This is a genomic window from Corynebacterium sp. AOP40-9SA-29 (assembly GCF_052377405.1).
Lineage (GTDB): Bacteria > Actinomycetota > Actinomycetes > Mycobacteriales > Mycobacteriaceae > Corynebacterium.
Genome location: NZ_JBQSWR010000008.1, coordinates 1 through 25,262 on the forward strand (window position 1 = coordinate 1; position 25,262 = coordinate 25,262).

Below are 25,262 nucleotides of genomic sequence, written 5' to 3' on the forward strand. Positions count from 1 at the left end.
TAACCCACCAAGAAGAATCAAGGGGATGCCGTTGCGGCTGAGATTCAAGGTACACCATCACGTTGCGACTACGCAACCCGGCGGTTAACAGCCGATGAAGTGTGCACCTCGTGCCAGCACCACCCGGACTGTGTCCCGGTGTCTCGCTGACTCGCATCAATCTACACATATGCCAATGGCCCCACAACTTCGCTGGTCAGCGAGTTGCGGGGCCAATCCTCTTCCGCGGAAGGGACGTTCTAGCCGACATGCACGCCGGCGAAGCGCTTCTTTCCCTTGCGGAGCACCAGCCAGTCACCGGCCAGAAGATCGTCCGCGCCCGGCGCCCACTCCGGGTCGGAGACGCGCACGTTGTTTACGTAGGCACCACCTTCACCGATCGTCCGGCGAGCGGCACCCTTCGACTTCTCCAGTCCGGTGGCGACCAGCAGGTCCACGACCACGGTCCCCGGTGCGACCTCGGCGACCTCGGTCTCCGACAGCGCACCTCCCAGAGTCTGCTCGTCGAGCTCGGCGAGCTCGGCCTTACCGAAGAGTGCCTCCGCAGCCTTCTCGACCTTCGCCACCGCCTCGTCACCGTGGACCAGGGACGTCATCTCACGGGCGAGCACCCGCTGGGCCTCACGCTTGAACGGACGCTCCGCCACTTCCTGCGCCAACCGGTCCAGCTCGACCTGGTCGAGGAAGGTGAACCACCGCAGGTAACGGATGACGTCGGCGTCCGCCGCGTTCAGGAAGTACTGGTACCAGCTGTACGGGCTGGTGATCTCCGGGTCGAGCCAGAGCTTGCCGCCACCGGTGGACTTGCCGAACTTGCGTCCCTCCGAGTCCGTGACCAGTGGGACGGTGAGGCCGTGGACGGTCTCCCCGTCCAGCCGACGGTTCAGGTCGACACCCGAGACGATGTTGCCCCACTGGTCGGATCCGCCGATCTGCAGCCGGCAGTCGTGCGCGCGACGCAGCTCCACAAAGTCGTTGGCCTGCAGCAGCATGTAGGAGAACTCGGTGTAGCTCATCCCGTCCGACTCGAGGCGACGCTTCACCGTGTCCCTGGCGAGCATCGTGTTCAGGCCGAAGTTCTTCCCCAGGTCACGCAGGAAGTCGATGGCCGTCATCTTCTCGGTCCACTCGATGTTGTTCGCCGGGATCGCAGCGTTGTCCCCTTCGAAGGAGACGAACCGTGCGAGCTGCTTCTTGATCCGCTCGACGTTCGCCGCGACCTCGTCGACCGAGAGCATCGTGCGCTCCCCCACGTCGCGCGGGTCGCCGATCATGCCGGTGGCACCGCCGGCCATGACGATCGGAGTGTGCCCCGCACGCTGTAGACGCGCCAGCATCAGCAACGGCACCAGGTGCCCGGCGTGCAGCGACGGGCCCGTCGGGTCGAAGCCGACGTAAGCGGTGGTCGGGGTGGAGAGCTCCTCGTGGAGGGCGTCGAGGTCGGTGGACTGCGCGACGAGGCCCCGCCACTGCAGCTCGTCGAGGATGTTGGTGTTGTCGGTCATTCCTGTGGTTCCTTCTGTACTTCCCGTGATGGAGTTAGTTACCGGTCAGCGGCCAGCTGACGGCTTCGTCGGCAAGCAGGACGGGGATGCCGTCCTGCACCGGATAGGCCACGCTCAGCCGTGGGTTGACCAGATAGTCACCGTGGACCTCCAGGGCCTGCTTGTCCTGGGGGCACACGAGGATCTCGAGAAGTCGGGAATCGATCATGCGCTCAGTCTATCCGCATTCGCGGCACCCGTCCGCACAGGGTGGTGAACAGGCTCACCCACTGCCCGGCATCCAACTCCTTAGGCAGTGCGGCGTCGCCGTGACGCATGGACCATGATCTGCCTGATCCCGGGGCATGCAGGACGCACCGCGGCATCGCCGTGGTCAGGTGGAAAGGCAGGTTGCCGACGGTATGGACGGCCGGGTCCAGTCTCTGTTCCAGCCACCGGACGTTGTCCGGGTCGATCTCGACGACCTTCCTGATCGTCGCGTCGTTAACGAGGTAGTTCTGGCCGTTCTCATGACGACCGTTGTTGCGCCTGTAGGTAAGCAAGGAAATGCACACTCCGCGGAAAAGCTGTCCGGACGGGTCCTGGCGTGAACCTGCGTCCGGGCCGTGTTCCGGGCACGCCAAAAGCGCCGCCCGGCTGGACTGGCTGGGCGGCGGTGTAGTTGACGGCGTACATGGTGTTCATGACACCGGACGCTGTCAGCGCAGCGGCGTCCCCGTCCACACTCGCGCGTCGGCGACGGCGTCCTCGACGCGTCCGAGCTGCTCTGCGACCCGCACGCCGGCGGTGCCGCCGCGGGTCGAGCGCGATGCCACCGCACCGTCGACGGTGAGAACCTCGCGGACCTCCGGGGTGAGCCCCGGGTGCACGCCGGACAGCTCGTCGTCGGTGAGGTCGACCAGGTCCACTCCCCTGCTCTCGGCGATACGCACGCACTGACCGGACGCCTCGTGGGCGTCGCGGAAGGGCACGCCCTGCCGGACCATCCACTCGGCGAGATCGGTGGCCAGGGTGAACCCGGCGGGAGCGAGCTCGCGCAGACGCTGCGGGTGGAAGGTCAGCGTGCCGACCAGCCCGGCCATCGCTGGGAGCAGCAGCCGCAGCTGCGCCACCGAGTCGACGATGGGCTCCTTGTCCTCCTGCAGGTCACGGTTGTAGGCCAACGGCAGTGCCTTGAGCGTGGCCAGCAGGCCGGTGTGGTTGCCGATGAGCCGACCGGTCTTGCCACGCATCAGCTCGGCGACGTCCGGGTTCTTCTTCTGCGGCATGATCGACGAACCGGTCGACCACTCGTCCGCGAGGGTCACGTAGCCGAACTCGGGGGTCGACCAGGCGATGATCTCCTCGGCCAGACGCGACAGGTCCACGGCGACCTGCGCCAGCACGAAGGAGGTCTCCGAGGCGAAGTCGCGCGAACTCGTCGCATCGATCGAGTTGTCACCGGCGGAGTCGAAACCGAGGTCCGCGGCGATGGCCTCCGGGTCCAACGCCAGCGAGGAACCCGCCAGCGCGCCGGAGCCGTACGGGGACACGGCCAGACGCTTGTCCAGGTCACGGAACCGAGCGACATCGCGCAGCAACGGCTGTGCGTGCGCCAGCAGCTGGTGACCCAGCAGTACCGGCTGTGCCGCCTGGAAGTGCGTCTTACCCGGCATCACCACGTCCGGGTTCGCCTGAGACTGCGCGACCAGGGCATCGACAACGTCGAGCACCCCGTCGGTGGTCTCACGCACCGCGTCGCGCACCCACATGCGGAACAACGTGGCGACCTGGTCGTTACGGGAACGACCCGCACGCAACCGACCGCCGACCTCCGGGCCGACCCGGTCGATCAGCCCGCGCTCCATCGCACCGTGGACGTCCTCGTCGCCGGCGTCCGGGCCGAAAGCGCCGGACGCGACGTCCTCACCCAGGCGGGTGAGCCCGTCGAGCATCGTCGCCAGGTCCTCGTCGGAGAGCAGCCCGGCCCGGTGCAGCACCTTGGCGTGCGCCGTGGAGGCCAGCACGTCGTAAGGGGCCAGCACCCAGTCGAAGTGCGTCGACTTGCTCAACGCGGCCATCGCCTCGGTGGGCCCGCCGGCGAACCGGCCGCCCCACAGTGCGCCCTCGTTGGTGCCGTGCTTCTCGATCGGCTTCTCGGTCGGCTTGTCGGTCATGTGTCCTTACTTCCCGCCGCGGTCGCGCTTGTTGGCGATCTTGGAGGACAGGCCGTGGAGCTCCACGAAGCCCTTCGACATGGTCTGGTCGAAGGTGTCACCGGTGTCGTAGGTCGCCAGGTTGAAGTCGTAGAGCGAGGAGTCGGAGCGACGCCCGTTGACCACGATCGAACCGTTGTGCAGGACCAGGCGGATGTCGCCGGTCACGTGCTCCTGGGTGGACTCGACGAAGGCGTCCAGGGAACGCTTCAGCGGGGAGAACCAGAGTCCGTCGTAGACCTGGTTGGACCACTCGGCGTCGATGCCGCGCTTGTAGCGGGCCAGCTCGCGCTCGATGGTCACGTCCTCCAGCGCCTCGTGGGCACGGATCAGCGTCAGGGCGCCCGGGGCCTCGTAGACCTCGCGGGACTTGATGCCGATCAGGCGGTCCTCGACCATGTCGAGACGACCCACGCCCTGCGCACCGGCGCGACGGTTGAGCTCCTCGATCGCCTGCAGCACGGTGACCTCACGGCCATCGATGGCCACGGGCTTGCCGGACTTGAAGGAGATGATGACCTCGTCGGGGGCCTGTCCCAGGGACGGCTCCTCGGTGTAGGCGTAGAGGTCCTTCGTCGGCGGGTTCCACAGGTCCTCCAGGAACCCGGTCTCCACGGCGCGGCCCCACACGTTCTGGTCGATGGAGAACGGCGAGGACGCCGACTGCTCGATCGGGACGTTGTTCTCTTCGGCGAAGGCGATCGCCTTGTCGCGGGTCCAGGCGAAGTCGCGGGCCGGGGCGATGATCTTCAGGGACGGGTCGGTGTCCATGAAACCGACCTCGAAGCGGACCTGGTCGTTGCCCTTGCCGGTGCAACCGTGGGCCACGTGGGTGCCACCGTGCTCCTGTGCGGCCTCGACGAGGTGCTTGACGATCAGTGGGCGGGAAATCGCCGAGACCATCGGGTACTGCTTCATGTACATCGCGTTCGCCTTGATGGTCGGGAGGCAGTACTCCTCGGCGAACTCATCACGGGCATCGACGACGATGGACTCGACAGCACCGGCGCCGATGGCGCGCTGGCGGACGGACTCCATGTCCTCGCCGCCCTGGCCGAGGTCGATGGAGACGGCGACGACGTCGCCGCCGGTCATCTGCTTGAGGTAGGGGATAGCGACAGTGGTGTCGAGGCCACCGGAGTAAGCGAGTACGACGCGATCAGTCATGTTGTTCGTCGGTCCTTTCGGATGAGGGTTGCGTTGGGTTAAGTCTATCTGGTGCGTGGTCGTCCACGGCCGGTGGGGACAGAACCGCCGGAGCCGGCGACACCGAGATCTCGTGGAGGTGCTCTGCCAGGGCACGCCCGTCGACGGGGTCTCTCGCCAGCACGAAGACGGTGTCGTCACCGGCGATGGTGGCCACCACTTCGGGTAGCTCCGAGCGGTCGATCACGCTGGCGAGGTACTGAGCCGCACCCGGCGGCGTGCGCAGCACCGCGGTGTTGCCGGAGTGGTCAGTGCCCACCAGGAGTTCCACGAGGATACGGCGCAGCCGAGCCGGGCCGTCGGCGGGGAGCTCCCCGTCCGGCGCGCCGAGGCTGTAGACCGACTGCCCCTCGGAGCGCACCTTGCGCGCCCCGAGGTCCACCAGGTCACGCGAGAGCGTGGTCTGGGTGATGTCGACACCTTCGTCGGCGAGCAGGTCCTGGAGCTGGCGTTGACTCGTCACCCGACGGCCTTCGACCAGGCGCGAGATCAGTCCCTGCCGGGCGGATCGCGTGAGCGGTGCCGCGGTGTTCGGTCGGTTCAGGTTATTTAGCGCAGCAGCCATTCCAGCAGTGCCTTCTGTGCGTGGAGCCGGTTCTCCGCCTCGTCGAAGACGATCGACTGCGGACCGTCGATCACCTCGGCGGCCACCTCGTAGCCGCGGTAGGCGGGCAGGCAGTGCATGAACACCGCGTCCTTGTCGGCGGTCGCCATCATCTCGGCGGTGACCTGGAAGGGTGCGAGCGCCTCGGTGTCGCGGTCGGCGTCCATGCCCATCGACACCCAGGTGTCCGTGATGACCACGTCGGCCCCGGTCACGTCCGGACGGTCGGTAATGGTCAGAGTGGCACCGGTCTCGTCGGCACGGACCTGCGCGCGGTCGACGAAACGCTGCTCGGGTTGGAAGCCCTGCGGTGCGGCGATGGTGATGTCTACTCCAGCGGTGGCGAAGCCGAGCATGTAGGAGTTGGCCATGTTGTTGGCCCCGTCGCCGAGGTAGACGGCCTTGAGACCCTTGAGGTCCCCCTTGTGTTGACGGATGGTCAGCAGGTCGGCGAGGATCTGGCAGGGGTGGAAGTCGTCGCACAGGGCGTTGACGATCGGTACGGTGGCGGTCTCCGCCATGTCGTGCAGGTTCTGGTGCGCGCCGGTGCGCCACACCACGGCGTCCACGAAGCGGGAGAGCACCGCGCCGGTGTCCTGGTAGGACTCCTTCTTTCCCATCTGGGACTTTCCGGAGTCCACCACGACGGGGTGGCCGCCGAGCTGGTTGATGCCCACGTCGAAGGAGAAACGGGTGCGGGTGGAGGTCTTGTCGAACAGCACGGCCACGGACTTGTTGCGCAGGCTCGTGCGGTAGGGGTCCTTGACCATCTCCATACCCAGGTCGAGGATCTCGGCCTGTTCGGCGACGGTCACCGCGTCGTCGGCGAGGAAGTGACGGGTCATGACAACAGCTCCTTGATGGTGGTGAGGGATTCACGAAGGTCGGTCTCCGTGATGGTCAGCGGGGGGACAAGACGCAGGACGTCCGGTGCCGGCTGGTTGACCAGCAGGCCGGCGGCCAGTGCCTCCCCGACGAGCCCGGGGTGGGCCTCGGTGAGCACCACGCCGAGCATCAGGCCGCGGCCGCGGATGTGCGAGACGGTGTCCAAGGGCTCCAGTTCGGCGCGAACCAGCTTCTCCATCTCGACGACGTGCTCGAGAAGGTTCTCGGAACGGATCGTGTCGACCACGGCGTTGCCGGCGGCGCAGGCCACCGGATTACCGCCGAAGGTCGAACCGTGCTGGCCCTTGGCCAGCAGCTGGGCGGCCGGGGTCGCGGCGACGCAGGCGCCGATGGGCAGGCCGCCGCCGAGCCCCTTGGCCAGGGTGACGACGTCCGGCAGGACGTCCTCGACCTGGTAGCCGAACCACTGTCCAGTGCGTCCCATCCCGGCCTGGACCTCGTCGACGACCATGAGGATCCCGTACTCGTCGCACAGGGCGCGGACGTCGCGCAGGAAACCCTCGGGTGCGGGCATCACGCCGGTCTCCCCCTGAATCGACTCCAGGAAGATCGCCGCCGTATCCGACACCAGGCCGTCCTGCTCGACGAGGGCACGCAGCGCGTCGATGTCCCCGTAGGGGTAGAACTCCACGCCGCCGGGCAGCGGTTCGAAGGGCGCCCGCTTGTCCGGCTGGCCGGTGAGTGCGAGTGCACCCATGGTACGGCCGTGGAAGCCGTGTTCGGCGGCGAGCACGCGGCCACGTCCGGTGAGCCGGGCGATCTTGAAGGCCGCCTCGTTGGCCTCGGCACCGGAGTTGGAGAAGAACACCTGAGCGTCCGGGGCGATGAGGCCCTGCAGGGCGGTGGCCAGCGCGATGGCCTGCGGGTGGGCGTGGATGTTCGAGGTATGCCCCAGCGTGGCGATCTGCTCGCTCACGGCCTGCACGATCGCCGGGTGGGCGTGGCCCAGGGCGTTGACCGCGATGCCGGCGAGCAGGTCGATGTACTCCCGACCGTCGGCGTCGGTGACCCGCGCGCCGGAGCCGGAGACCAGTTCAATCTCCGGGGTGCCGTAGGTGGGCATCACCGCGGACTCCCAGGCGGACTTCCAGTTGTTCGCGTCACTATCAGGCATGGGGCGACTCCCAGTCGTCACGGGCGATCATCGTGCCGATACCGCCCTCGGTCATGAGCTCGAGGATCACGGAGTGGCGTTCACGTCCGTCGATCACGTGTGCGGCGGAAACCCCGGTGCGCACGGCGGACAGGCAGGCCTCCATCTTCGGGATCATGCCGGAGTCCAGGTCCGGCAGGATCTTCTCCAGCTGGTCCGGGGCGATCCTGGACACCAGGGAACTCTTGTCCGGCCAGTCGGTGTACAGGCCCTCCACGTTGGTGAGCACCACGAGGCGTTCCGCGCCGACGGCGGCGGCCAGCGCGCCGGCCGCGGTGTCGGCGTTGATGTTGTGGACCAGCCCGTCCTCGTCGGGGGCGAAGGGCGCGACGACGGGGATGCGTCCGGCGTCGATGAGGTCCATCAGCACCTCGGCGTTGACGTGGGAGATGTCGCCGACCCGGCCCAGGTCGACCTCGACCCCGTCCACCGTAGCGGTGCGCTTGACGGCGGTGAACAGGCCGGCGTCCTCCCCGGAGGTGCCCACGGCGAAGGGGCCGTGCTGGTTGATGAGGTTCACCAGTTCGCGGCCGACCTTGCCGAAGAGCACCATGCGCACGTACTCCATGGTCTCCGGGGTCGTCACCCGGAACCCGCCGACGAACTCGCCGGGCAGGTCGACCTTCTCCAGCATCTCGGTGATCTGGGGTCCGCCGCCGTGGACCACGATCGGGTGGGTGCCAACCGAGCGCAGGAAGGCCATGTCGGCGGCGAAGGCCTGTTTGAGTTCCTCGTCGATCATGGCGTTGCCGCCGTACTTCACCACCACGATCTTGTCGCGGTAGTGCAGCAGCCAGGGCAGTGCCTCGGCGAGCACGTTCGCCCGGGTCGCCGGGTCGAGGTCGGTGGCGCCGCGGTAGACGACCTTCTCGGGGTCAGGTTCGGTCATGGTGTTTCCCTCGTCGTCTAGGAGCTGTAGGCGGAGTTGATGTGGACGTAGTCGTGTGAGAGGTCCGTGGTCCAGACCGTGGCCTTGCCTTCTCCCCCGGTCCCCAGGTCGACGAGGACGTCGATGTCCTCGCCGGAGAGGTCCACGTCCCGGGCCCCGGGGGCACCGGTGGAGTCCACACAGACGGGGTGGCCGTTGAAGCTCACCGAAATGCGGTCGGGGTCCATGGCCACCGGGGCCATGCCCACGGCGGCGAGGGTGCGTCCCCAGTTCGGGTCGGAGCCGAACATGGCGCATTTGAAGAGGCTGTCGCGCCCGAGGACGCGCGCGGCGGTCTTCGCCTCGGCGTCGGAGTCGGTGCCGGTGACGGTGATCGCCACGCGCTTGGTCACGCCCTCGGCGTCGGCCTGAAGCTGGCGCGCCAGGTCGAGGCACACGGCGTGCACGGCGGCGCGGAACTCCGCGTCGTCGGGGGTCACTCCGGACGCGCCGTTGGCCATGAGGATCACCGTGTCGTTGGTGGAGGTGGACCCGTCGATGTCGACGCAGTCGAAGGTGACCTCGCTGGACGCCTTGAGCGCGGGTGCCGGGTCCTCGACGTGCGCGTCGGTGGTCAGCACGATCAGCATCGTGGCCAGGGACGGGGCCATCATGCCCACACCCTTGCCCATGCCGCCGAGGGACCAGCCGTCGCCGTGGTAGACAGCCTGCTTGCTGACCAGGTCGGTGGTCATGATTGCCTCGGCGGCGGCGGTACCTGCCTCCGGGGACCGCGCCTCGTCCTCCCCCACCTGGCCGGTCAGGGTCTCCACACCGGCCAGGATCTTGTCCATCGGCAGGGTATCGCCGATCAGGCCGGTGGAGCACACGGCGATCTCGGAGGACGCCACGCCGAGGTGCTCCGCGACGGCGTCGGCGGTCGCCGCGGCGTCCACGTCGCCCTGGGTGCCGTTGCAGGCGTTGGCATTGCCGGCATTGAGGATCACCGCGTGGAAGGTGCCGTCGTTGTTCGCGCGGGTGAGCTTCACCGGCGAGGCGACGACCCGGTTGCGGGTGAAGACCGCCGCGGCGGTGTACTCGGGGCCGTCGTTGACGACGAGCGCCATGTCCGGGTTGCCGGACGGCTTGATGCCCGCGGTGGTCGAGGCCGCGCGGAAGCCGGCGGCGGCGGTGACGCCGAGGGCCTCGGTGGTCTGCTCCACGGCGTTCACCGGCTCGGTGTCCCGGGGCTCGGTGATGTGGTCCGGGAACGTCGCGGAGTCGTTCGGGTCGAAGGTGTCGCTCATGTCCGTTGTTCTCCTACAGTCCGGCCATCGGCAGGCCGGCGGTCTCGTCCCAGCCCTGGATCAGGTTGAGGCACTGCACGGCGGCGCCGGCGGTGCCCTTGGTCAGGTTGTCGATCGCGCTGGTGGCGACCACTACCCCGTCGGTCACGGTGACCTGGATGTGCGCCATGTTGGTTCCGACCACACTCTTGACCTCGGGCTGTTCGCCCTCGGGCAGCAGGTGGAGGAAGGGTTCGTCGGCGCAGTAGTCCTCGTAGGCGGCGCGCAGCTCGGCGGCGCTGCCCTTGGCGGCGGCGGTGACGGTGGTCAGGATGCCGCGTCCCAGCGGTGCCAGCACCGGGGTGAAGGTCACCTTCGCGCTACCGGACTCGCTGGTCTCTCCGCCAGGCAGGACGCGACGGATGTTCTGCGCGATCTCCGGGGTGTGTCGGTGGGTGCCGACCTTGTAGGCCCGCACATTGCCCATCGTCTCCCCGCCCAGCAGGGCGACGGCGGGCTTCTTGCCGGCACCGGTGACGCCGGTGACGGAGACGACGGACACCTCGGGGCTCATCAGACCAGCGGCCATGGCGGGCAGCAGGGCCAGGGTGGCTCCGGTCGGGAAGCAGCCGGGCACGGCGACGCCGGACGCCGCGGCGATCGTGTCGCGGTTGCCGGGCAGTTCGGGGATGCCGTAAGGCCAGCTGCCGGGGTAGTCGCCGCCGTAGTAGGCGTCCCAGTCGGCCTTGTCGGTCAGACGCCGGTCGGCGCCGCAGTCCAGCACCACCGTGTCGCCCAGATCAAGGGACGACGACACCCCGTGCGGCAGGGCGAGGATGGCGACATCGTGGCCGGCCAGGACCTCGGTGGTGGTCTCCTCGACGGTACGGTCGGCGAGCTGCGGCAGCCCGGGGACGAGATCCCCGAAGCGCTGGCCAGCGTTGGACGCACCGGTGAGTGCGCCAATACGGAAGTCCCGGCCGTGGCCGGGGTGGTTAAGGAGGAGGCGGAGAGCCTCGCCACCGGCGTACCCGCTGGCGCCTGCGACTGCGATGGATATCATCGTGCAAGTATGCACCTGCGCGACAGCAATTGCAAGTTATGCACGAATCCGGTTTTTATGCAGGACGCTCCCCTGCCTGCGCGCTCAGCCGCGCAGCGTCGCGCCGACGGCCGTCGCCGCGGCGTCCACGGCCGCCCCACGTGCCTCGGACGCCTCGTCCTCGGTCAGGGTGCGGTCGGCGGCGCGGAAGCGCAGGGTGAAGGTCAGCGACCGCTTGCCCTCGCCCAGGGCGTCGGAGTGGTAGACGTCGAACAACCGGATGTGCTCCAGCAGTTCTCCGGCACCGGAGACCAGCGCGGCCTCCACGTCAGCGACCGGGGTCGTCTCGTCGACAACGACGGCGACGTCCTGGTTCACCGCGGGGAAGGGTGAGAGCACCGGGCGAGGGAAGGACTCCGCCAGCGGCAGAGCGTCGAGGTTCATCTCCAGAGCCACGGTGCGCTTCGGCAGGCCGGCCCGCTCGCAGACCTGCGGGTGCAGCTCACCGGCGTGACCGACCACGGTCTCCCCCGCCGCCGCGTCTGCGCCAGCCACGACGATCTCGGCGCAACGTCCCGGGTGCCACGGCAGGTACTCCGCATTGCGCAGGGTGACCTCGACGCCGGCGGCGCGGGCGATGACCGTCGCCGCCTCCAGCACGTCGGACGCCTCGAAAGGCTCGGCGGCACCCCAGGTGCCCTGCAGGACGCGGTCGCCGGCGGCGATAACCGCGACGTTGAGCGGCTGGTACGGCAACGAGGCCAGCAGCGTCGCCGCCTCGTCCTCGGAGGGGCGCTGCGCCACCGACGGCATCGGCGAGGTGCCCGAGACCTCGGTGGGCAGGGTCACCTGCTCGACACCGTAAAGGGCCACGTCGTGCTGACCGCGGGTGATATTGCGGCGCAATGAGTCGATCATCGACGGCAGCAGGCTCGTGCCGATGGTCGCCACGTCGCTCTCCAGCGGGTTCAGCACGCGGACGGCCGAGCGGCGCGGGTCGTCGGCGTCCAGACCCCAGACGTCGAAGACGTCGTTGGCGATGAAGGGGCTGGGCAGGATCTCCACGTAGCCGTTCCACGCCAGGGCGTGACCGACCGAACGGCGCATCCGCTGGCGCGGCGAGAGGCCACGTCCGGCCGGGGCGGTGGGCACGATCGACGGGATCTTGTCGAGCCCCTCAAGCCGCAGCACCTCCTCGACGAGCTCGGCGGGCATGGTGAGGTCGGGACGCCACGTGGGCGGGGTGACCTCGATGGCCTTGGCTCCGTTGGCGTCGCGCTCCCCGGTCTCACGGACCGTGCATCCGACTTCGGTGAGCCGGGAGACGGTGGTGCCGGTCGGGTAGATCATGCCGGCGGTCTTGCCCGGACGCGAGGTGTGCATGTCGATCACCGGCATGGCGGGGACCTCACCGACCAGGCTGACACCGGCGACGACCTCGCCACCGGCGATACGTGTCAGCAGGGCGACGGCGAAGTCGAGGGCTGCCTCGATGACCGCCGGATCGGTGCCACGCTCGAAGCGGCGCGACGACTCCGAGGACAGCCGGTGGCGACGCGAGGTGCGGGCCACGGTGATCTGGTCGAAGAAGGCGGCCTCGAAGTACACGCTGGTGGTCGAGGAGGAGATCTCGGAGGTCGAGCCTCCCATCACACCGGCCATCGACTGGATGCCGGTGGCGTCGGAGATCACAACGTCCTCACCGGACAGGGTGCGCTCAACACCGTCCAGCGTGGTGATCGTCTTGCCCTCGGGGGCGAGGTGGACGTGCAGGTCACCGGTGATGCGGTCGGCATCGAAGGCGTGCATCGGCTGGCCGAGCAGGAACATGACGTAGTTCGTGACGTCCGTCGCGGCGTTGACCGGACGCTGACCGCACAGCAGCAATTCGCGTTGCAGCCAGTAGGGGGACTCGGCGTCCGGGTCAATGCCGGTGACCTTGCGAATACCGAAGCGGGCACACTTCGTGGCCTCGTCGACGGTGATCTCCGGCAGATCGCCACGCCCGGTGCCCTGCGGCAGACCGGCGAGCAGGTCGGTCGGCAGCGCGGCGGCCGCCGGATCCTTCGCCGGGTCACGGAAGGTCAGGGAGAAGGAACTGGCGAGTTCACGGGCCAGGCCGCGGGCGGACAGCGCGTAGCCGCGGTCCGGGGTGATGTTGACGTCGAAGACGGTGTCGTCGAGGCCGAGGAACTCGCGGGCATCCGCACCCACGGCGATCCGGGCGTCCTGCGCCTCGTCGCCACGGATGGCGATGATGCCGGCGGTCTGGACCTTGGCCAGCCCCAGCTCGGCGGCGGAGCACATCATGCCCTCGGACGTGCGGCCGTAGGTCTCACGGGCGCTGATCTCGAACCCGCCGGGCAGCACAGCACCGGGCAGGGAGACGATGACGATGTCACCCTCGCGGAAGTTCCGTGCACCGCAGATGATGTGCTGCAGCTCGCCGGAACCGTTGGCATCGGCCACATCGACGTCCACGTAGCGGATCGGCTTCTTGAATCCCTCGAGCTCCTCGATGGAGGCGACACGGCCAAAGACGAGCGGCCCGGTGGTCTCGGCGATGCGCTCGTAGCCCTCGGTCTCGAAGCCGACGCGCACGAAGCCGGCGTCCAGCTCCTCGGAAGGCACGGAGAACGGCGCGGTGGAGGTCTGAAGAAGGCGGGTGAGCCAGGACTGTGAGATCAGCATTGACGGGTGCTCGGTTCCTCTAGGTGGTACGGGTTGGTGCGGGGGCGGCTAGGCGTTCAGGCGGGTTAGCCCGGGTCAGCCACGGATGCCGAAGGGTTCGGTGAAGCGGACGTCGCCCTCCACCATGTCGCGCATATCCGGCAGGCCGTTGCGGAACTGCAGGGTGCGCTCGATGCCCATGCCGAAGGCGAAACCGGAGTAGACCTCCGGGTCCACGCCCATGGCGATCAAGACGTTGGGGTTGACCATGCCGCAGCCGCCCCACTCGATCCAGCCCGGGCCGCCCTTCTTGTTGGGGAACCACACGTCGACCTCGGCGGAGGGTTCGGTGAAGGGGAAGTAGTTCGGGCGGATCCGGGTGGTGGCATCCTCACCGAAGAGGGTGCGTGCCAGGTGGTCGAGGGTGCCCTTGAGGTGCGCCATCGTCAGGCCCTTGTCCACGGCCAGTCCCTCCACCTGGTGGAAGACCGGGGTGTGGGTGGCGTCGAGCTCGTCGGTGCGGAACACCCGTCCGGGGCAGGCGATGTAGACGGGGACGTCGCGTTCCAGCAGCGTGCGGACCTGCACCGGGGAGGTGTGGGTACGCAGCACCTGGCCGGAGCCCTCGGGCCCGACGTGGAAGGTGTCCTGCAGCGTGCGGGCCGGGTGGTCCGGCAGGAAGTTCAGGGCGTCGAAGTTGAAGTACTCCGCCTCGATCTCCGGGCCCTCGGCGATCTCCCAGCCCATGCCCACGAAGATGTCGGCGATCTGCTCGGAAAGGATGGTGATCGGGTGCTGTGCACCGCGCTGGCCACGGATCGTCGGCTCGGTGACGTCGATACGCTCGGCGGCGAGAACCTCCGCGTTGCGCCTCTCCTCGAGCACGGTCTTCGCCGCAGCGAAGGCTTTCTCGATACGGCCGCGCGCCTGGTTGACCAGCCGGCCGGCGTCCTTGCGCTGGTCCTTCGGCAGTGAGCCGAGGTTGCGCCGGGCCGCGGGCACGGGGGCGTCGTCGCCGAGGTGGTCACGCCGCAACGTAGCCAGCTCGTCGAGGTTCCCCGCCGCGGAGAACGCCTTCTCCGCGGCCTCAGCCGCAGCGTCCAACCCGGCTTCACTCATGTCGATGTCGTCAGCCACCTAGCGCACCTCGCACTCAATCTTGTCCCGGTCGATCCCTTTTGGAGTCGACTCAAGATAATACCAATGACCCCCACCACAGCGGGGTGTCGGGGACGTGAACACCGCGGCCGTCAGCTCTGGCGGGCGACGCGGGCGGTCTCGTACAGACAAATTGCCGCGGCAGTGACGAGGTTGAAGCTCTCCGCCATGCCCGCCATGGGAATGGAGACCCGCACGTCGGCCAGGTCCTGCCAGTCGCCGAGGCCGTGGGCCTCGTTGCCGAACAGCCAGGCAACCTTGCCGGCGAGCAACGCCGGTGCGTCCTGCGCGGTAGCGGCGTCGTCGAGGGAGATATCGCCTTCACCCGAGGTCGCCAGCACCGTATAACCCCACTCGTGGAGCTGGTCGATGACCTCGGCGACACCCGTGTGCCGGACCACTGGGAGGTGGAAGAGCGAACCGGCCGACGCGCGGACAGCCTTGCCGCCCTGCGGGTCGACGCTGGAGCCGGCAAAGACGACGCCGGCTGCACCGGTGGCGTCGGCGACGCGGATGAGTGCACCAGCATTGCCTGGCTCGGCCGTCTCGACCGGAACGGCGAGCATGCTGCCGTGGAGTGCACGCTCAGCGAGCCCATCGAGGTCGGTGACGCAGGTGGTGCACAGTGCGAAGATGCCGGTGGGTGTGACCGACTCCGACAGGGCCCGTGCCGCACGGTCGGTGATCAAGTGGACGCGCACGCCGCGGGCCTCGCCGACGGGGCCGTCCGCATCCCCGTCCGTCTCACGGTTGATCTCACGCTCGGCAGTGAGCCGGTCAAGCTCGCTGCCGACGGCCTCCAGGCCCTGCTCGGTGAGGTACACCTCGACCACGTCGCCATGGGCGAGAGCGGAGGTCACCGCGTTGGCACCTTCGGCGACGAAGCGTCCTGCCTTGCGGCGCGCCTGGGCGCGGTGCAGTTTCGCCGCGTTGACGATGCGCGGGGTGCGTTCGGTGAACGGCTCATCGCCCATCCAGGTCCGCCAGTCGGAGGCGAGGGGGCGTGCGGGCGAAGGCGCGGAGGGCAGTGAAGTCATGGCTTCAGATTCTAGCGCCGACCCCGGACATGAAACGCCCCGCTCCCCCAACCTGCTGTGAATACACGAAACCGCGCCGACCGGCGTCGTGAAATGCACGATACCGGCGGGCGCGGTGAAACGTTCGGCGTTGCCGCCGCGAGTCCTTAGTTGGACGCGGGGGCGTTGACGTCCTCGGGGAGGGCGGCCTTGGCAGCGTCGACCAGAGCGGTGAACGCAGCGGCGTCGGAGACGGCGATCTCGGCGAGGTTCTTACGGTCGACTTCGATGCCGGCGAGACGCAGGCCCTGGATCAGACGGTTGTAGGTGATGTCGTTCGCACGGGCAGCGGCGTTGATGCGCTGGATCCACAGCTTGCGGAACTCACCCTTGCGTGCGCGACGGTCGCGGAAGGCGTAGGTCTTCGAGTGGAGGACCTGCTCCTTGGCCTTGCGGTACAGGCGGGAGCGCTGGCCGCGGTAGCCGGAGGCCTCGTTGAGGATCTCGCGACGCTTCTTCTTCGCGTTCACTGAGCGCTTGACACGTGCCATGGTGGGACGTCCTTATCTTCTGGCTTCTTGATGTTCGGGCACCGGAGGTTATTCCAGCGGTTCCCGGGAATTACGGGATTCGAGTCGAGACGGGCGGAAGGCTTAAGCCTTGCCCAGCAGGCGCTTGATGCGCTTGACGTCGGCGGGAGCGACGTCCTCGGTGCCCTTGAGGCGACGGGTGCGCTTGGAGGGCTTGCCCTCCAGGAGGTGACGGCGGTTGGCCTGCTCGCGGCGCAGCTTGCCGGAACCGGTGACCTTGATGCGCTTGGCGGTGCCCTTGTGGGTCTTCTGCTTCATCGTGGATCCTTAACTTCTTCGTGAATGGGTGCCGACCGACGTCGGAGGTGCTACTTCTTGCCCTTGCGGACGGGGGACAGCACCATCGTCATATTGCGACCGTCCTGCTTGGCCCGGGTCTCAACAACGCCGTACTCACGCACGTCCTCGGCAAGTCGCTCGAGCAGCCGGAAGCCCAGCTCGGGGCGGGACTGCTCACGACCGCGGAACATGATCGTGACCTTGACCTTCGACCCCTTCTCCAGGAAACGGACCACGTTGGACTTCTTCGTCTCGTAGTCGTTGTCGCTGATCTTGGGGCGGAACTTCTGCTCCTTGACCACGGTCTGCTGCTGGTTCTTGCGAGCCTCGCGAGCCTTCTGGTCCTGTTCGTACTTGAACTTGCCGAAGTCCATGATCTTGCACACGGGCGGCTTTGCGTTCGGTGCCACCTCGACGAGGTCGAGGTCGGCGTCATAGGCCAGCTTGCGTGCATCGTCGATTCGGACGATACCGACCTGTTCGCCCCCCGGACCGACGAGTCGGACCTCGGGAACTCGAATCCGGTCGTTTATGCGAGCTTGTGCGCTGATGAGAACTCCTCAGTAGCAGTGGTAGAAACGTGTACCGCGTACTGCGAGCATCATCCCCCCGGTGAGTGCACAGGCACCGCACCTCGGACGGCCGTCGATCCGCACACTCGGTGGCGGACGCGACGACCGTTCATTGACCCGAGCCCTGCACGAAGGCGGTCTCAGGTGGGAGAGACTCCACTTGCAGCCTGCCATCATTGACAGGCGGTAGTGCACACGACCATAGCAGTACCCATGACGGGAAACAAGTTCTCCTGCTCGGCGGCGAACACTGCTAGTTTAAACCCCATGACTGGAACTTCCACACCGGATGGTTCACGAGCTGACCTGGGGAGGTTGGGGGCGGATCTACGCGAGTCCATGCGTAGGTCTGAGATCGCACATCGAGACACCGTACGCATCGCCTCCGAAGTCCTCGACAGACTCGAGCACCTAGAACAACAACCGAACGCCCAACACGTGGGCACACTTGCTGGCACAAGTCCCCCGCCACAGCATCAACCACACCCCGAGGCGCGCGCCGAAGTGCATCCCGGCGCACGCCCCGAGGCGTGGCCAGCGGGCCCGCCCACCACGCACCAGCCGCAGCAGCCCGGCACCCAGCAGCAGCATCCCGGTGCTCCACAGCATCCGCAGCATCCTCAGCATCAGCCCGCCCGGCACCCCGCGCCGCAGCCCTACCCCGGCATCGCCGCACAGCACCGCCCATTCGCGCCGGCCGCGAGCCCCGGATCCGTGTCATCGTTCATGGCCGACAAGGACAAGATCACCATCGGGGTGTCCGTCCTCGGCGCAGTCATTACCGTAATCGGGCTAGCCTTCCTCGCGGTCCAGGCATTCAGCCGCGGTTGGCTCGGCCCTGGCACCGCAGTGTCCGGCGCGGCGGTGATCTGTGTGGCACTAATCGCGTCCGCCTTTGTCGTGCACCGACGCAGCCCAAAGGGACCTTCCGCGCCTGCGCTGCTCAGCGTGGGCGTACTGGGCCTATTTACGGACCTGTGGGTCATCGTATTCGGCCTGGAATGGCTGGAACCCTCGCTCGGGATAGTTCTCGTTGCCCTGATCGCTGCGGCGGGTCTGTTCGCCGCCTGGGCGTGGGGCCGCCAAGCGCTGGCAGTCATTCTGGTGGCCGCGGGCACCATCTTCCTTACCCCGGCGATCCTCTACCTGCTCGATGTCACCGGGACAACACGCTTCGACGCCCTCGCGCTGGTCGTCCTGGGGCTTATCGGGTCAACCACCACGTGGCACCGCCCGTGGTCCGCGGCGTCCGGGACATCGGCCGCTGTCTACGTCCTGGGACTCCTCATCCTCAACATCGGTGGCCAGCACACGGCACTAGCCGTCAGTGGCCTCGTTGGGGTCCTGGTGATGGCGTGGCTGTCCCTGTCGCCGCCGCTGCAACCGACGGCACTGTCGGTGTTCTCCCGGTGGATCCCCGTCTCATTGCTGCCCGTGATGCTCCTGGTGTCGTCCTCCGGTGACGACGACAGCGACCTCGGCGTGACCGGTGGAGTCGTGGCCTGCCTCGTGATCGCCGGTGCCGCCACCGCCTTCGCGGTTGTCGGCACTGCGGTCACCGGGACAGCACTGCGTCCGGTCGACGGCGACCAGAATCCGCCGACCGTGGCCGGCGGATTGCGGTGTGCACTGTGCTGCGGCGTCGCTGGCATCGTCATCGTGGTCGCCGCCCGCCAGATGGACATCTACTCGGTCGAGTCGATGGTGTGGATGATCGTCCTGCTGGCAATCGCCACGACGTTGATCGTCCTGGCCGACAGGCTGCCGGTGCCTCTGGTGTGGATCGTATTCCTCCTGGCCCTCGCCTACTGCCTCCCGCGGGTCGCACCCGCGTGGTTCGACACACCCGCCTCACCGATCCTGATATGGCCGGTGCTTGTCCTGCTGGCGGTGCCCGGGGCGCTGATGCTGCGGTCGGCCGAGGCGTTGGGAGCGACGAAGGAGATCATCGTCGGTCTCGCCGCCGCCCTGCTCATCGTCGTGAGCTCGGCAATCCCGCTGATCTTCATGACCTTCAGCACCGGGGATCTGGCGTTCATGGCTGGCCACCTCGTGATGTCCGTGACCTGGATGAGCCTGGGCGTGATGATGCTCGCCCGGGACAACGGGGCGGTCGGCCTGGCCCTGGCCTTGCTCGCCACGGCGAAACTGGTCTTCTACGACCTGTCCGCCCTGGCCGGGCTGATCCAGGTCGCGGCCTTCATCATCTGCGGTGCGATCCTGCTGGTGACCGCGGTGCTGCGGGAGCGCCACCGTACCAACACGGCCGACACCCCCGCCGGGGTCTGACCCGTCAGACCATCTCCTTGAGGAAGTGCCCGGTGTGGGACGCCTCCACGGCGGCGACCTGCTCGGGGGTTCCCTCGGCGACCACGGTGCCGCCACCGGAACCGCCCTCCGGGCCCATGTCAATCAACCAGTCCGCCGCCTTGATCACGTCAAGGTTGTGCTCGATGACCAGCACGGTGTTGCCCTTGTCCACGAGCCCCTGGATGACGAGCATGAGCTTGCGGATGTCCTCGAAGTGCAGACCGGTGGTCGGCTCGTCGAGGATGTAGATGGTCCGGCCGTTGGAACGCTTCTGCAGCTCACTGGCCAGCTTCACGCGCTGCGCCTCACCACCAGACAGCGTGGTCGCCGCCTGCCCGAGCCGTAGGTAGCCCAGGCCCACGTCGACGAGAGTCACGAGGTAGCGGGCGATAGAGGTGATCGGGGCGAAGAACTCGGCGGCCTCACTGATGGGCATGTCGAGGACCTCAGAGATGGTCTTGCCCTTGTAGTGGACCTCCAGGGTCTCCCGGTTGTACCGGGCACCCTCACACACCTCGCAAGGCACGTAGACGTCCGGCAGGAAGTTCATCTCGATCTTCAGGGTGCCGTCACCGCGGCAGGCCTCACAGCGCCCGCCCTTGACGTTGAAGCTGAACCTGCCAGCCTTGTAGCCACGGACCTTCGCCTCAGTGGTCTCGGCGAAGAGGTTGCGGATCTTGTCGAAGACACCGGTGTAGGTCGCGGGGTTCGACCGGGGCGTCCGCCCGATCGGGCTCTGGTCCACACGCACGAGCTTGTCGAGCTGGTCGAGACCGGTGACCTTGCGGTGGTGGCCGGGCACCTGACGGGCACCATTGAGCTCATTGGCCAGCACCTGCGCAAGAATACCGTTGACCAGGCTGGACTTGCCTGAGCCGGACACACCGGTGATGCAGGTCAGGATCCCCAGGGGGAAGTCAACGGTGACGTCCTGGAGGTTGTTCTCCGTCGCCCCGTGCACGGTGATCTTGCGGGACTTGTCAACCGGACGACGCTTGTCCGGCACGGCGAGCACCTTGCGCCCGGACAGGTACTGACCGGTCAGCGACTCCTCGGCATCGATGATGCCGTCCGGCTCGCCCTCGTAGACGATCCGGCCGCCGTACTCGCCGGCGCGCGGGCCGATGTCCACGAGCCAGTCGGCCGTGCGGATCGTCTCCTCGTCGTGCTCCACGACGATCAGCGTGTTACCGATGTCCCGGAGGTGCTTGAGGGTGCTGATCAGCCTCTTGTTGTCGCGCTGATGCAGCCCGATCGACGGCTCGTCGAGCACGTAGAGCACACCGGCCAGCCCGGACCCGATCTGTGTGGCCAGGCGGATACGCTGCGCCTCACCACCGGAAAGGGTGGCCGCGGCACGCGAGAGGTTCAGGTAGTTCAGGCCCACGTCGAGCAAGAACGTCAGCCGCGCCTGAATCTCCTTGAGCACGCGCCCGGCGATCATCTCGTCGCGCTTAGACAGGCTCAGCCGGTCGAGGAAGTCACTGGCGGCCTCGATGCTCAGCTCGGAGACATCGGCGATGGACATCTCACCGAGCTCGGAGCTGATGGTGACCATCCGGATCTCCGGGCGCAGACGGGTACCTTCACAGGCCACGCACGGGACCTCGCGCATGTAGCCCAGGAAACGGTCCTTCTGGTGCTCGCTCTCGGCCTGGTCGATCTTGCGGTGCAGGTAGGGCATCACGCCCTCGAAAGGCGCGGAGTACTGGCGCGAGCGACCGTAACGGTTGCGGTAGCGCACCGTGATTTCCTCGGGATGACCGTGGAGGACCGCCTTGCGCTCCTTCTTCGTCAGTTCCGACCACCGGGTCTGCGAACTGATTCCGATGTTCTCTGCCAGCGCCGCGAGCAGTTTGTCGAAGTACTTATGGTTCGGGCTCGACGCCCACGGGGCGATCGCCGTGATCAGCGGCGCGTCCGGATCCGGGATGATCAGCGACTCGTCGACCTCCAGGCGCGTACCGAGCCCGTCACACACCGGGCAGGCACCGTAGGGGCTGTTGAAGGAGAAGCTGCGCGGCTCGAGCTCGTCGATCGCCAGGGGGTGACCATTCGGGCAGGCCATGTGCTCAGAGAACCGCCGGTAGCGGTTGTCATCGGAGTCCTCGAGACCCACGAAGTCGATGACCACCCGGCCGTCCGCCAGTCGCAGCGCGGTCTCCACCGAGTCGGTGAGACGCTGCTTCTGCGTCTCCTTGACCTGCAGACGGTCCACGATCACATCGATATTGTGCTTGACCTGCTTCTCCAGGGTGGGCGGGTCGGACAGACGGTAAGTCTCCCCGTCCACCAGCACGCGGGAGTAGCCGTCCGAGGCGAGATCCTCGAAGAGGTCCACGAACTCGCCTTTTCGGGTCCGCACCACCGGAGCGAGAACCTGGAACTTCAGCCCCTGCTCCATCTCCAGGATCTGGTCGACGATCTGCTGCGGCGTCTGCGCCTCGATGCGCTCACCGCACTCCGGGCAGTGCGCCACGCCGGTGCGCGCGTACAGCAGTCGCAGGTAGTCGTGGATCTCCGTGATCGTGCCGACGGTCGACCGGGGGTTGCGGTTCGTCGATTTCTGGTCGATCGACACCGCCGGCGACAGTCCCTCGATGAGGTCGACGTCCGGCTTGTCCATCTGCCCGAGGAACTGCCGGGCATAGGACGACAACGACTCGACGTAGCGCCGCTGCCCCTCGGCGAAAATCGTGTCGAAGGCCAGGGACGACTTGCCCGAACCGGAGAGTCCGGTGAAGACGATCATCCGCTCACGCGGCAGGTCGATGTCCACGCCCTGCAGATTGTGTTCGCGCGCTCCGCGCACGGTGAGGATCTCAGCCACCCCGGGTCTCCTTCATGGAATGTTGCAAGTTGTGGTTGCACGTTGTGCTCGTCTCCGCCATGGTACGTGACGGCCCGGACACAGTCGAACGGATAATCGAACGAAATACGGGTTATGGTGGTGCCATGACTTCCGCACAGATCACCACGACGACAGTAGGCCCCATGGGCAACAACTGCTACCTGGTCAGCTCCGGGAAGGACGCCCTGCTGATCGACGCCGCCGCCGACGCACCCCATCTCCTCGCCCTCGCCGAGGAAGCCGGCGTCCGCATCACCGACGTACTCACCACGCACCAGCACTTCGACCACGTCCAGGCGCTCGAGGAGGTCCTCGCCGCCACCGGGGCGCGGCATCACGCCTCAGTGCAGGACGCTCCGGCGTTGCCCGCCGCCGTCGACGTGACCTGGGGTGCCGACCCCGACGACGACGCAGCGGAGGCCTTCACGACCTCCTCCCCCGCCCTCGACGCGCTCGGCATGCGCCTCGTCCTGCTCCGCGGGCACACCCCCGGAGGCCTCGGCGTTATCCTTCCCGGGCAGGGTGCAGGGCAGGACGGCCCGACGCAGCTCTTCTCCGGCGACAGCCTCTTCCCCGGCGGCGTCGGCAAAACCGAGTCGCCGCAGGATTTCACCTCCCTGCTCGACGACGTGACGCGCCGCTGCTTCACCCTGCCGGACGACACGGTAGTCCACCCTGGTCACGGCGATGCGACGACCATCGGCGCGGAGCGTCCCCACCTCGACGAATGGCGCGAGCGCGGCTGGTGACCCGCTAGCCCTGCAGGGGCCACCCGGTCATGCGCTTCGGCCGCGGCGCGGCGTACGTCCGGACCTTGGAGGTGGTGAGCCCGAGGTTCACCAGGGACTCCGCCAACTGGACGGCAGCCGCGACACCGTCCACCACGGGAGTTCCTGTCGCTGCGCGCACGGCGTCGTCCAGTCCTGCCATTCCCCCGCAGCCCAGGACGATCACCTCGGCGCGGTCCTGCTCAACAGCGATCCGGGCCTCCTCGGCGATAGCCTTGACCGCTGCCTCAGCGGACTCCTCCAGCTGAAGGACGGACAAACCCGAGGCCCGCACAGAGGCACAGGTGCGGTCGAGCCCAGCCAGGGTCAGCCGGTCCTCGATGAGCGGGACGGTCCGGTCGAGCGTGGTGACCACGCTGTAGGTGCGCCCCACCAGGCTCGCGACGTGGCCGGCGGCCTCGGTGATGTCGACCACCGGGACGTCCAGCATCTCCTGGAGCGCCTCCCTGCCGTGCTCGCCGAAACCGGCCTGGATGACCGCGTCGAACGGCCCGTCGTACCGGGAGACCGCGTCCATCACGCCGACGGCGGCCAGGTGGCTCTCCATGTTGCCTTCGACGGATTCCGCGCCGAAGCGCGGGGTCAGCGCCACGATTTCGGTGCCGGCGGACGCCGCGGCCTCGGCCTGGGCGCCGATCGAGGCGGTCATCGTGGCGGTGGTGTTGACGTTGACGACGAGGATTCTCATGCTCGCTCCTTCTGTGTGGTGGGGTCCTGCATGTTGGATGCGCCGACCGCCGCGGCCTTCGTGCCCGCCAGGAAACGACGGGAGGACGGCAGGGTTCTCATGAGCACCCAGTAAACCAGTGCCGCCGGCACGAGGCTCACGTACCACCCCACGTCGGAGAACGGCAGGGTGGAGAGCACGCCGACGACCACGGCCACGACCGCGGCCCAGTTCACCCCGCGGAAAGGCCCACGCGAATCGTAGAGTTCGTCGATATCGAGTCGGCGGCGACGGATCAGGTAGTAGTCCACGACCATGATCGCGAAGATCGGGCCGAGGAAGGCCGAGTAGATCTGCACGAAGGTCTGCAGGCCGTCGGCGTTCTCGTCGCGGACCAGCAGCCAGGGGAAGGTCGCCGGGGCAAGGACGCCCACCAGGACCGCCGCCGTGCGGAACTTCATGCCGAACATGTCCATGAGCACGTACGTGGGCGGAACCACGTTGTTCAGCACATTGGTGGTGACCTGAGCGAAGGCGATGAACAGGAGCGTGATGACGAGCAGCGGGGTGTTGTCGACCGCATTGGAGAACACGTCGATCGGGTCGACGACCCCGGTGGCCTCAGAGACCATCAGCCCGATGAGCCCCATGAACAGGGTCACCGGCAGGATCGCCGCGGTGTACAGCGAGAACATCGTCGCCGGGCCGCTGGAGGTGGAGTGTTCGCGCGAGTAGTCGCTGACGTTCAACATCATCGTGGCGTAGATTCCGAGGAAGAGCATCGTGGCTCCCCAGAACGGCAGGCCCCAGGACCCCTCGGCGTCCAGGCTCTCGCCGAGTTCGGCGCCGTAGCGGTCAATCACGCTGAAGAACATGTAGACCAGCGCGCAGAGGATGAACACCGCACCGATGTTCTCCAGCCACTTGATGCCCTGGAACCCCGCGACCGACAGGGCGATCTGCAGGGCCTGGAACAGGATGAAGAACAGGACGATATTGCTGAACCCGAAGAGGGTGTCGGAGATCGAGTTGATTGCCATCGCCCCGACCCAGCTCTGGAACCCGTACCAGACCAGCGCGGGCAGGGCACGGACCAGACCTGGGATCTTCGTGCCGACGAACCCGAAGGAGCTGCGGACCTGGACCATGAAGGGGATCCCCCACCTGTGCCCGGCAGCGCCGTTGATCGTCAGACCCACGGTGATGACCACGCATCCGATGACCATGGCCACGATGGCCTGGACCAGGTTCAGTGTGCCCACCAGCGAGGACCCCATGGTGAAGGTGCCGATCGACACGCAGCCGCCCATCCAGGCGAAGAGGTAGGACGTCCTGCCCATGATGCGGGTCTGCTGCGGTGCCAGCGACTCCTCGCCGGCGCCCTTTCCTTCATGCCGCCCGTGATCCGGGGTGGTCGCAGGTGGGCTTTCAGATGTTCTCTCTGTGGTCACGGTGGTGTCCTTCTCGGTGAAATGTCATGAATCTCTCTGATACCAGGACAGCATATTGATGTTTCGCCCTCGTGTCCCTGCTGAACAGGTGGGGCATGCCGATGCTGGCCGCCCACGGCGTAGGATGGTCGTTCCTGTCGCCACG

The 25,262-nt window shown here is 67.4% G+C and carries 22 protein-coding genes and 1 pseudogene; 2 read left to right on the plus strand and 21 right to left on the minus strand.

All coding sequences use genetic code 11. The features are described 5' to 3' along the window. Nucleotides 1–239: 239 nt before the first annotated feature. From tyrS to ACT3SZ_RS13395, 18 genes and pseudogenes are all read right to left on the minus strand, one after another. Nucleotides 240–1,505, minus strand: coding sequence for a tyrosine--tRNA ligase (tyrS, locus tag ACT3SZ_RS13310; RefSeq protein WP_444619374.1), 1,266 nt, complete (start codon nt 1,503–1,505; stop codon nt 240–242). Nucleotides 1,506–1,539: 34 nt separating this feature from the next. Further along, nucleotides 1,540–1,713: a Trm112 family protein gene (locus ACT3SZ_RS13315; protein ID WP_444619376.1), complete on the minus strand. Its 174-nt coding sequence runs from the start codon at nt 1,711–1,713 to the stop codon at nt 1,540–1,542. A gap of 4 nt (nt 1,714–1,717) precedes the next feature. Further along, nucleotides 1,718–2,047, minus strand: coding sequence for a hypothetical protein (locus ACT3SZ_RS13320; RefSeq protein WP_444619377.1), 330 nt, complete (start codon nt 2,045–2,047; stop codon nt 1,718–1,720). A gap of 156 nt (nt 2,048–2,203) precedes the next feature. Further along, a complete protein-coding gene (gene argH, locus ACT3SZ_RS13325) occupies nt 2,204–3,634 on the minus strand; it encodes an argininosuccinate lyase (protein ID WP_444619572.1) in 1,431 nt (476 codons plus the stop codon). Nucleotides 3,635–3,667: 33 nt separating this feature from the next. After that, nucleotides 3,668–4,867, minus strand: coding sequence for an argininosuccinate synthase (locus tag ACT3SZ_RS13330; protein ID WP_444619379.1), 1,200 nt, complete (start codon nt 4,865–4,867; stop codon nt 3,668–3,670). 115 nt (nt 4,868–4,982) lie between these two features. After that, nucleotides 4,983–5,471: pseudogene (locus tag ACT3SZ_RS13335) on the minus strand (arginine repressor); the annotation flags it as partial. Continuing rightward, entirely contained in the window at nt 5,456–6,355 is a 900-nt protein-coding gene (gene argF, locus ACT3SZ_RS13340) for an ornithine carbamoyltransferase (RefSeq protein ID WP_444619380.1), read from the minus strand. The gene argF and the pseudogene ACT3SZ_RS13335, both read right to left, overlap by 16 nt. After that, complete coding sequence (locus ACT3SZ_RS13345; protein ID WP_444619382.1) at nt 6,352–7,530, minus strand: acetylornithine transaminase; 1,179 nt, start codon at nt 7,528–7,530, stop codon at nt 6,352–6,354. The genes argF and ACT3SZ_RS13345 overlap by 4 nt, the downstream gene beginning before the upstream one ends. Then, complete coding sequence (gene argB / locus ACT3SZ_RS13350; protein ID WP_444619384.1) at nt 7,523–8,458, minus strand: acetylglutamate kinase; 936 nt, start codon at nt 8,456–8,458, stop codon at nt 7,523–7,525. Before argB ends, ACT3SZ_RS13345 begins: the two co-directional genes overlap by 8 nt. Before the next feature lie 17 nt (nt 8,459–8,475). Further along, nucleotides 8,476–9,744 (minus strand): bifunctional glutamate N-acetyltransferase/amino-acid acetyltransferase ArgJ, encoded by a 1,269-nt coding sequence (argJ, locus tag ACT3SZ_RS13355; RefSeq protein ID WP_444619386.1) that lies wholly within the window; start codon nt 9,742–9,744, stop codon nt 8,476–8,478. A gap of 13 nt (nt 9,745–9,757) precedes the next feature. Then, nucleotides 9,758–10,786: an N-acetyl-gamma-glutamyl-phosphate reductase gene (gene argC / locus ACT3SZ_RS13360; RefSeq protein ID WP_444619387.1), complete on the minus strand. Its 1,029-nt coding sequence runs from the start codon at nt 10,784–10,786 to the stop codon at nt 9,758–9,760. A gap of 84 nt (nt 10,787–10,870) precedes the next feature. Then, complete coding sequence (pheT, locus tag ACT3SZ_RS13365) at nt 10,871–13,456, minus strand: phenylalanine--tRNA ligase subunit beta (RefSeq protein WP_444619389.1); 2,586 nt, start codon at nt 13,454–13,456, stop codon at nt 10,871–10,873. A 75-nt stretch (nt 13,457–13,531) separates the two neighbouring features. Then, nucleotides 13,532–14,554: a phenylalanine--tRNA ligase subunit alpha gene (gene pheS, locus ACT3SZ_RS13370; RefSeq protein ID WP_444619574.1), complete on the minus strand. Its 1,023-nt coding sequence runs from the start codon at nt 14,552–14,554 to the stop codon at nt 13,532–13,534. Nucleotides 14,555–14,685: 131 nt separating this feature from the next. After that, nucleotides 14,686–15,630 (minus strand): TrmH family RNA methyltransferase, encoded by a 945-nt coding sequence (locus ACT3SZ_RS13375; protein WP_444619391.1) that lies wholly within the window; start codon nt 15,628–15,630, stop codon nt 14,686–14,688. Between the two features lie 146 nt (nt 15,631–15,776). Continuing rightward, nucleotides 15,777–16,160 carry a 50S ribosomal protein L20 gene (gene rplT, locus ACT3SZ_RS13380; RefSeq protein WP_301441933.1) on the minus strand — a complete coding sequence of 128 codons (384 nt, stop codon included), beginning with the start codon at nt 16,158–16,160 and terminating at the stop codon, nt 15,777–15,779. Between the two features lie 102 nt (nt 16,161–16,262). Beyond that, nucleotides 16,263–16,457: a 50S ribosomal protein L35 gene (gene rpmI, locus ACT3SZ_RS13385; protein ID WP_038548938.1), complete on the minus strand. Its 195-nt coding sequence runs from the start codon at nt 16,455–16,457 to the stop codon at nt 16,263–16,265. 50 nt (nt 16,458–16,507) lie between these two features. Continuing rightward, nucleotides 16,508–17,029 (minus strand): translation initiation factor IF-3, encoded by a 522-nt coding sequence (gene infC / locus ACT3SZ_RS13390; RefSeq protein ID WP_301441943.1) that lies wholly within the window; start codon nt 17,027–17,029, stop codon nt 16,508–16,510. A gap of 432 nt (nt 17,030–17,461) precedes the next feature. Then, nucleotides 17,462–17,659, minus strand: a complete 198-nt coding sequence (locus ACT3SZ_RS13395) for a hypothetical protein (protein WP_444619393.1) — start codon at nt 17,657–17,659, stop codon at nt 17,462–17,464. Between the two features lie 117 nt (nt 17,660–17,776). Between ACT3SZ_RS13395 and ACT3SZ_RS13400 the strand changes: the two genes are divergently transcribed. Continuing rightward, the gene (locus tag ACT3SZ_RS13400; protein ID WP_444619395.1) at nt 17,777–19,339 is read left to right on the plus strand and encodes a hypothetical protein; all 1,563 of its coding nucleotides are present in this window, start codon (nt 17,777–17,779) and stop codon (nt 19,337–19,339) included. 4 nt (nt 19,340–19,343) lie between these two features. On the opposite strand, the gene uvrA is transcribed toward ACT3SZ_RS13400, so the two are convergent. Further along, nucleotides 19,344–22,190 carry an excinuclease ABC subunit UvrA gene (gene uvrA, locus ACT3SZ_RS13405; RefSeq protein WP_444619397.1) on the minus strand — a complete coding sequence of 949 codons (2,847 nt, stop codon included), beginning with the start codon at nt 22,188–22,190 and terminating at the stop codon, nt 19,344–19,346. Between the two features lie 125 nt (nt 22,191–22,315). Here uvrA and ACT3SZ_RS13410 point away from each other — a divergent pair, with 125 nt between their 5' ends. Continuing rightward, complete coding sequence (locus tag ACT3SZ_RS13410) at nt 22,316–22,960, plus strand: MBL fold metallo-hydrolase (protein WP_444619399.1); 645 nt, start codon at nt 22,316–22,318, stop codon at nt 22,958–22,960. Nucleotides 22,961–22,964: 4 nt separating this feature from the next. On the opposite strand, the gene ACT3SZ_RS13415 is transcribed toward ACT3SZ_RS13410, so the two are convergent. Beyond that, a complete protein-coding gene (locus ACT3SZ_RS13415) occupies nt 22,965–23,687 on the minus strand; it encodes an aspartate/glutamate racemase family protein (RefSeq protein WP_444619401.1) in 723 nt (240 codons plus the stop codon). After that, a complete protein-coding gene (locus ACT3SZ_RS13420; protein WP_444619403.1) occupies nt 23,684–25,117 on the minus strand; it encodes an NCS1 family transporter in 1,434 nt (477 codons plus the stop codon). Before ACT3SZ_RS13420 ends, ACT3SZ_RS13415 begins: the two co-directional genes overlap by 4 nt. Nucleotides 25,118–25,262: the final 145 nt, after the last annotated feature.

What these genes read in the sequence shown, in the direction of transcription:
- tyrS (WP_444619374.1), bottom strand. Translation starts at nt 1,505, where the DNA reads ATGACCGACAACACCAACATCCTCGACGAGCTGCAGTGGCGGGGCCTC.
- ACT3SZ_RS13315 (WP_444619376.1), bottom strand. Translation starts at nt 1,713, where the DNA reads ATGATCGATTCCCGACTTCTCGAGATCCTCGTGTGCCCCCAGGACAAG.
- ACT3SZ_RS13330 (WP_444619379.1), bottom strand. Translation starts at nt 4,867, where the DNA reads ATGACTGATCGCGTCGTACTCGCTTACTCCGGTGGCCTCGACACCACT.
- argF (WP_444619380.1), bottom strand. Translation starts at nt 6,355, where the DNA reads ATGACCCGTCACTTCCTCGCCGACGACGCGGTGACCGTCGCCGAACAG.
- ACT3SZ_RS13345 (WP_444619382.1), bottom strand. Translation starts at nt 7,530, where the DNA reads ATGCCTGATAGTGACGCGAACAACTGGAAGTCCGCCTGGGAGTCCGCG.
- argB (WP_444619384.1), bottom strand. Translation starts at nt 8,458, where the DNA reads ATGACCGAACCTGACCCCGAGAAGGTCGTCTACCGCGGCGCCACCGAC.
- argJ (WP_444619386.1), bottom strand. Translation starts at nt 9,744, where the DNA reads ATGAGCGACACCTTCGACCCGAACGACTCCGCGACGTTCCCGGACCAC.
- argC (WP_444619387.1), bottom strand. Translation starts at nt 10,786, where the DNA reads ATGATATCCATCGCAGTCGCAGGCGCCAGCGGGTACGCCGGTGGCGAG.
- pheT (WP_444619389.1), bottom strand. Translation starts at nt 13,456, where the DNA reads ATGCTGATCTCACAGTCCTGGCTCACCCGCCTTCTTCAGACCTCCACC.
- pheS (WP_444619574.1), bottom strand. Translation starts at nt 14,554, where the DNA reads ATGAGTGAAGCCGGGTTGGACGCTGCGGCTGAGGCCGCGGAGAAGGCG.
- ACT3SZ_RS13375 (WP_444619391.1), bottom strand. Translation starts at nt 15,630, where the DNA reads ATGACTTCACTGCCCTCCGCGCCTTCGCCCGCACGCCCCCTCGCCTCC.
- rplT (WP_301441933.1), bottom strand. Translation starts at nt 16,160, where the DNA reads ATGGCACGTGTCAAGCGCTCAGTGAACGCGAAGAAGAAGCGTCGCGAG.
- rpmI (WP_038548938.1), bottom strand. Translation starts at nt 16,457, where the DNA reads ATGAAGCAGAAGACCCACAAGGGCACCGCCAAGCGCATCAAGGTCACC.
- ACT3SZ_RS13395 (WP_444619393.1), bottom strand. Translation starts at nt 17,659, where the DNA reads ATGCTGTGGAGCACCGGGATGCTGCTGCTGGGTGCCGGGCTGCTGCGG.
- ACT3SZ_RS13400 (WP_444619395.1), top strand. Translation starts at nt 17,777, where the DNA reads ATGGCCGACAAGGACAAGATCACCATCGGGGTGTCCGTCCTCGGCGCA.
- ACT3SZ_RS13410 (WP_444619399.1), top strand. Translation starts at nt 22,316, where the DNA reads ATGACTTCCGCACAGATCACCACGACGACAGTAGGCCCCATGGGCAAC.
- ACT3SZ_RS13415 (WP_444619401.1), bottom strand. Translation starts at nt 23,687, where the DNA reads ATGAGAATCCTCGTCGTCAACGTCAACACCACCGCCACGATGACCGCC.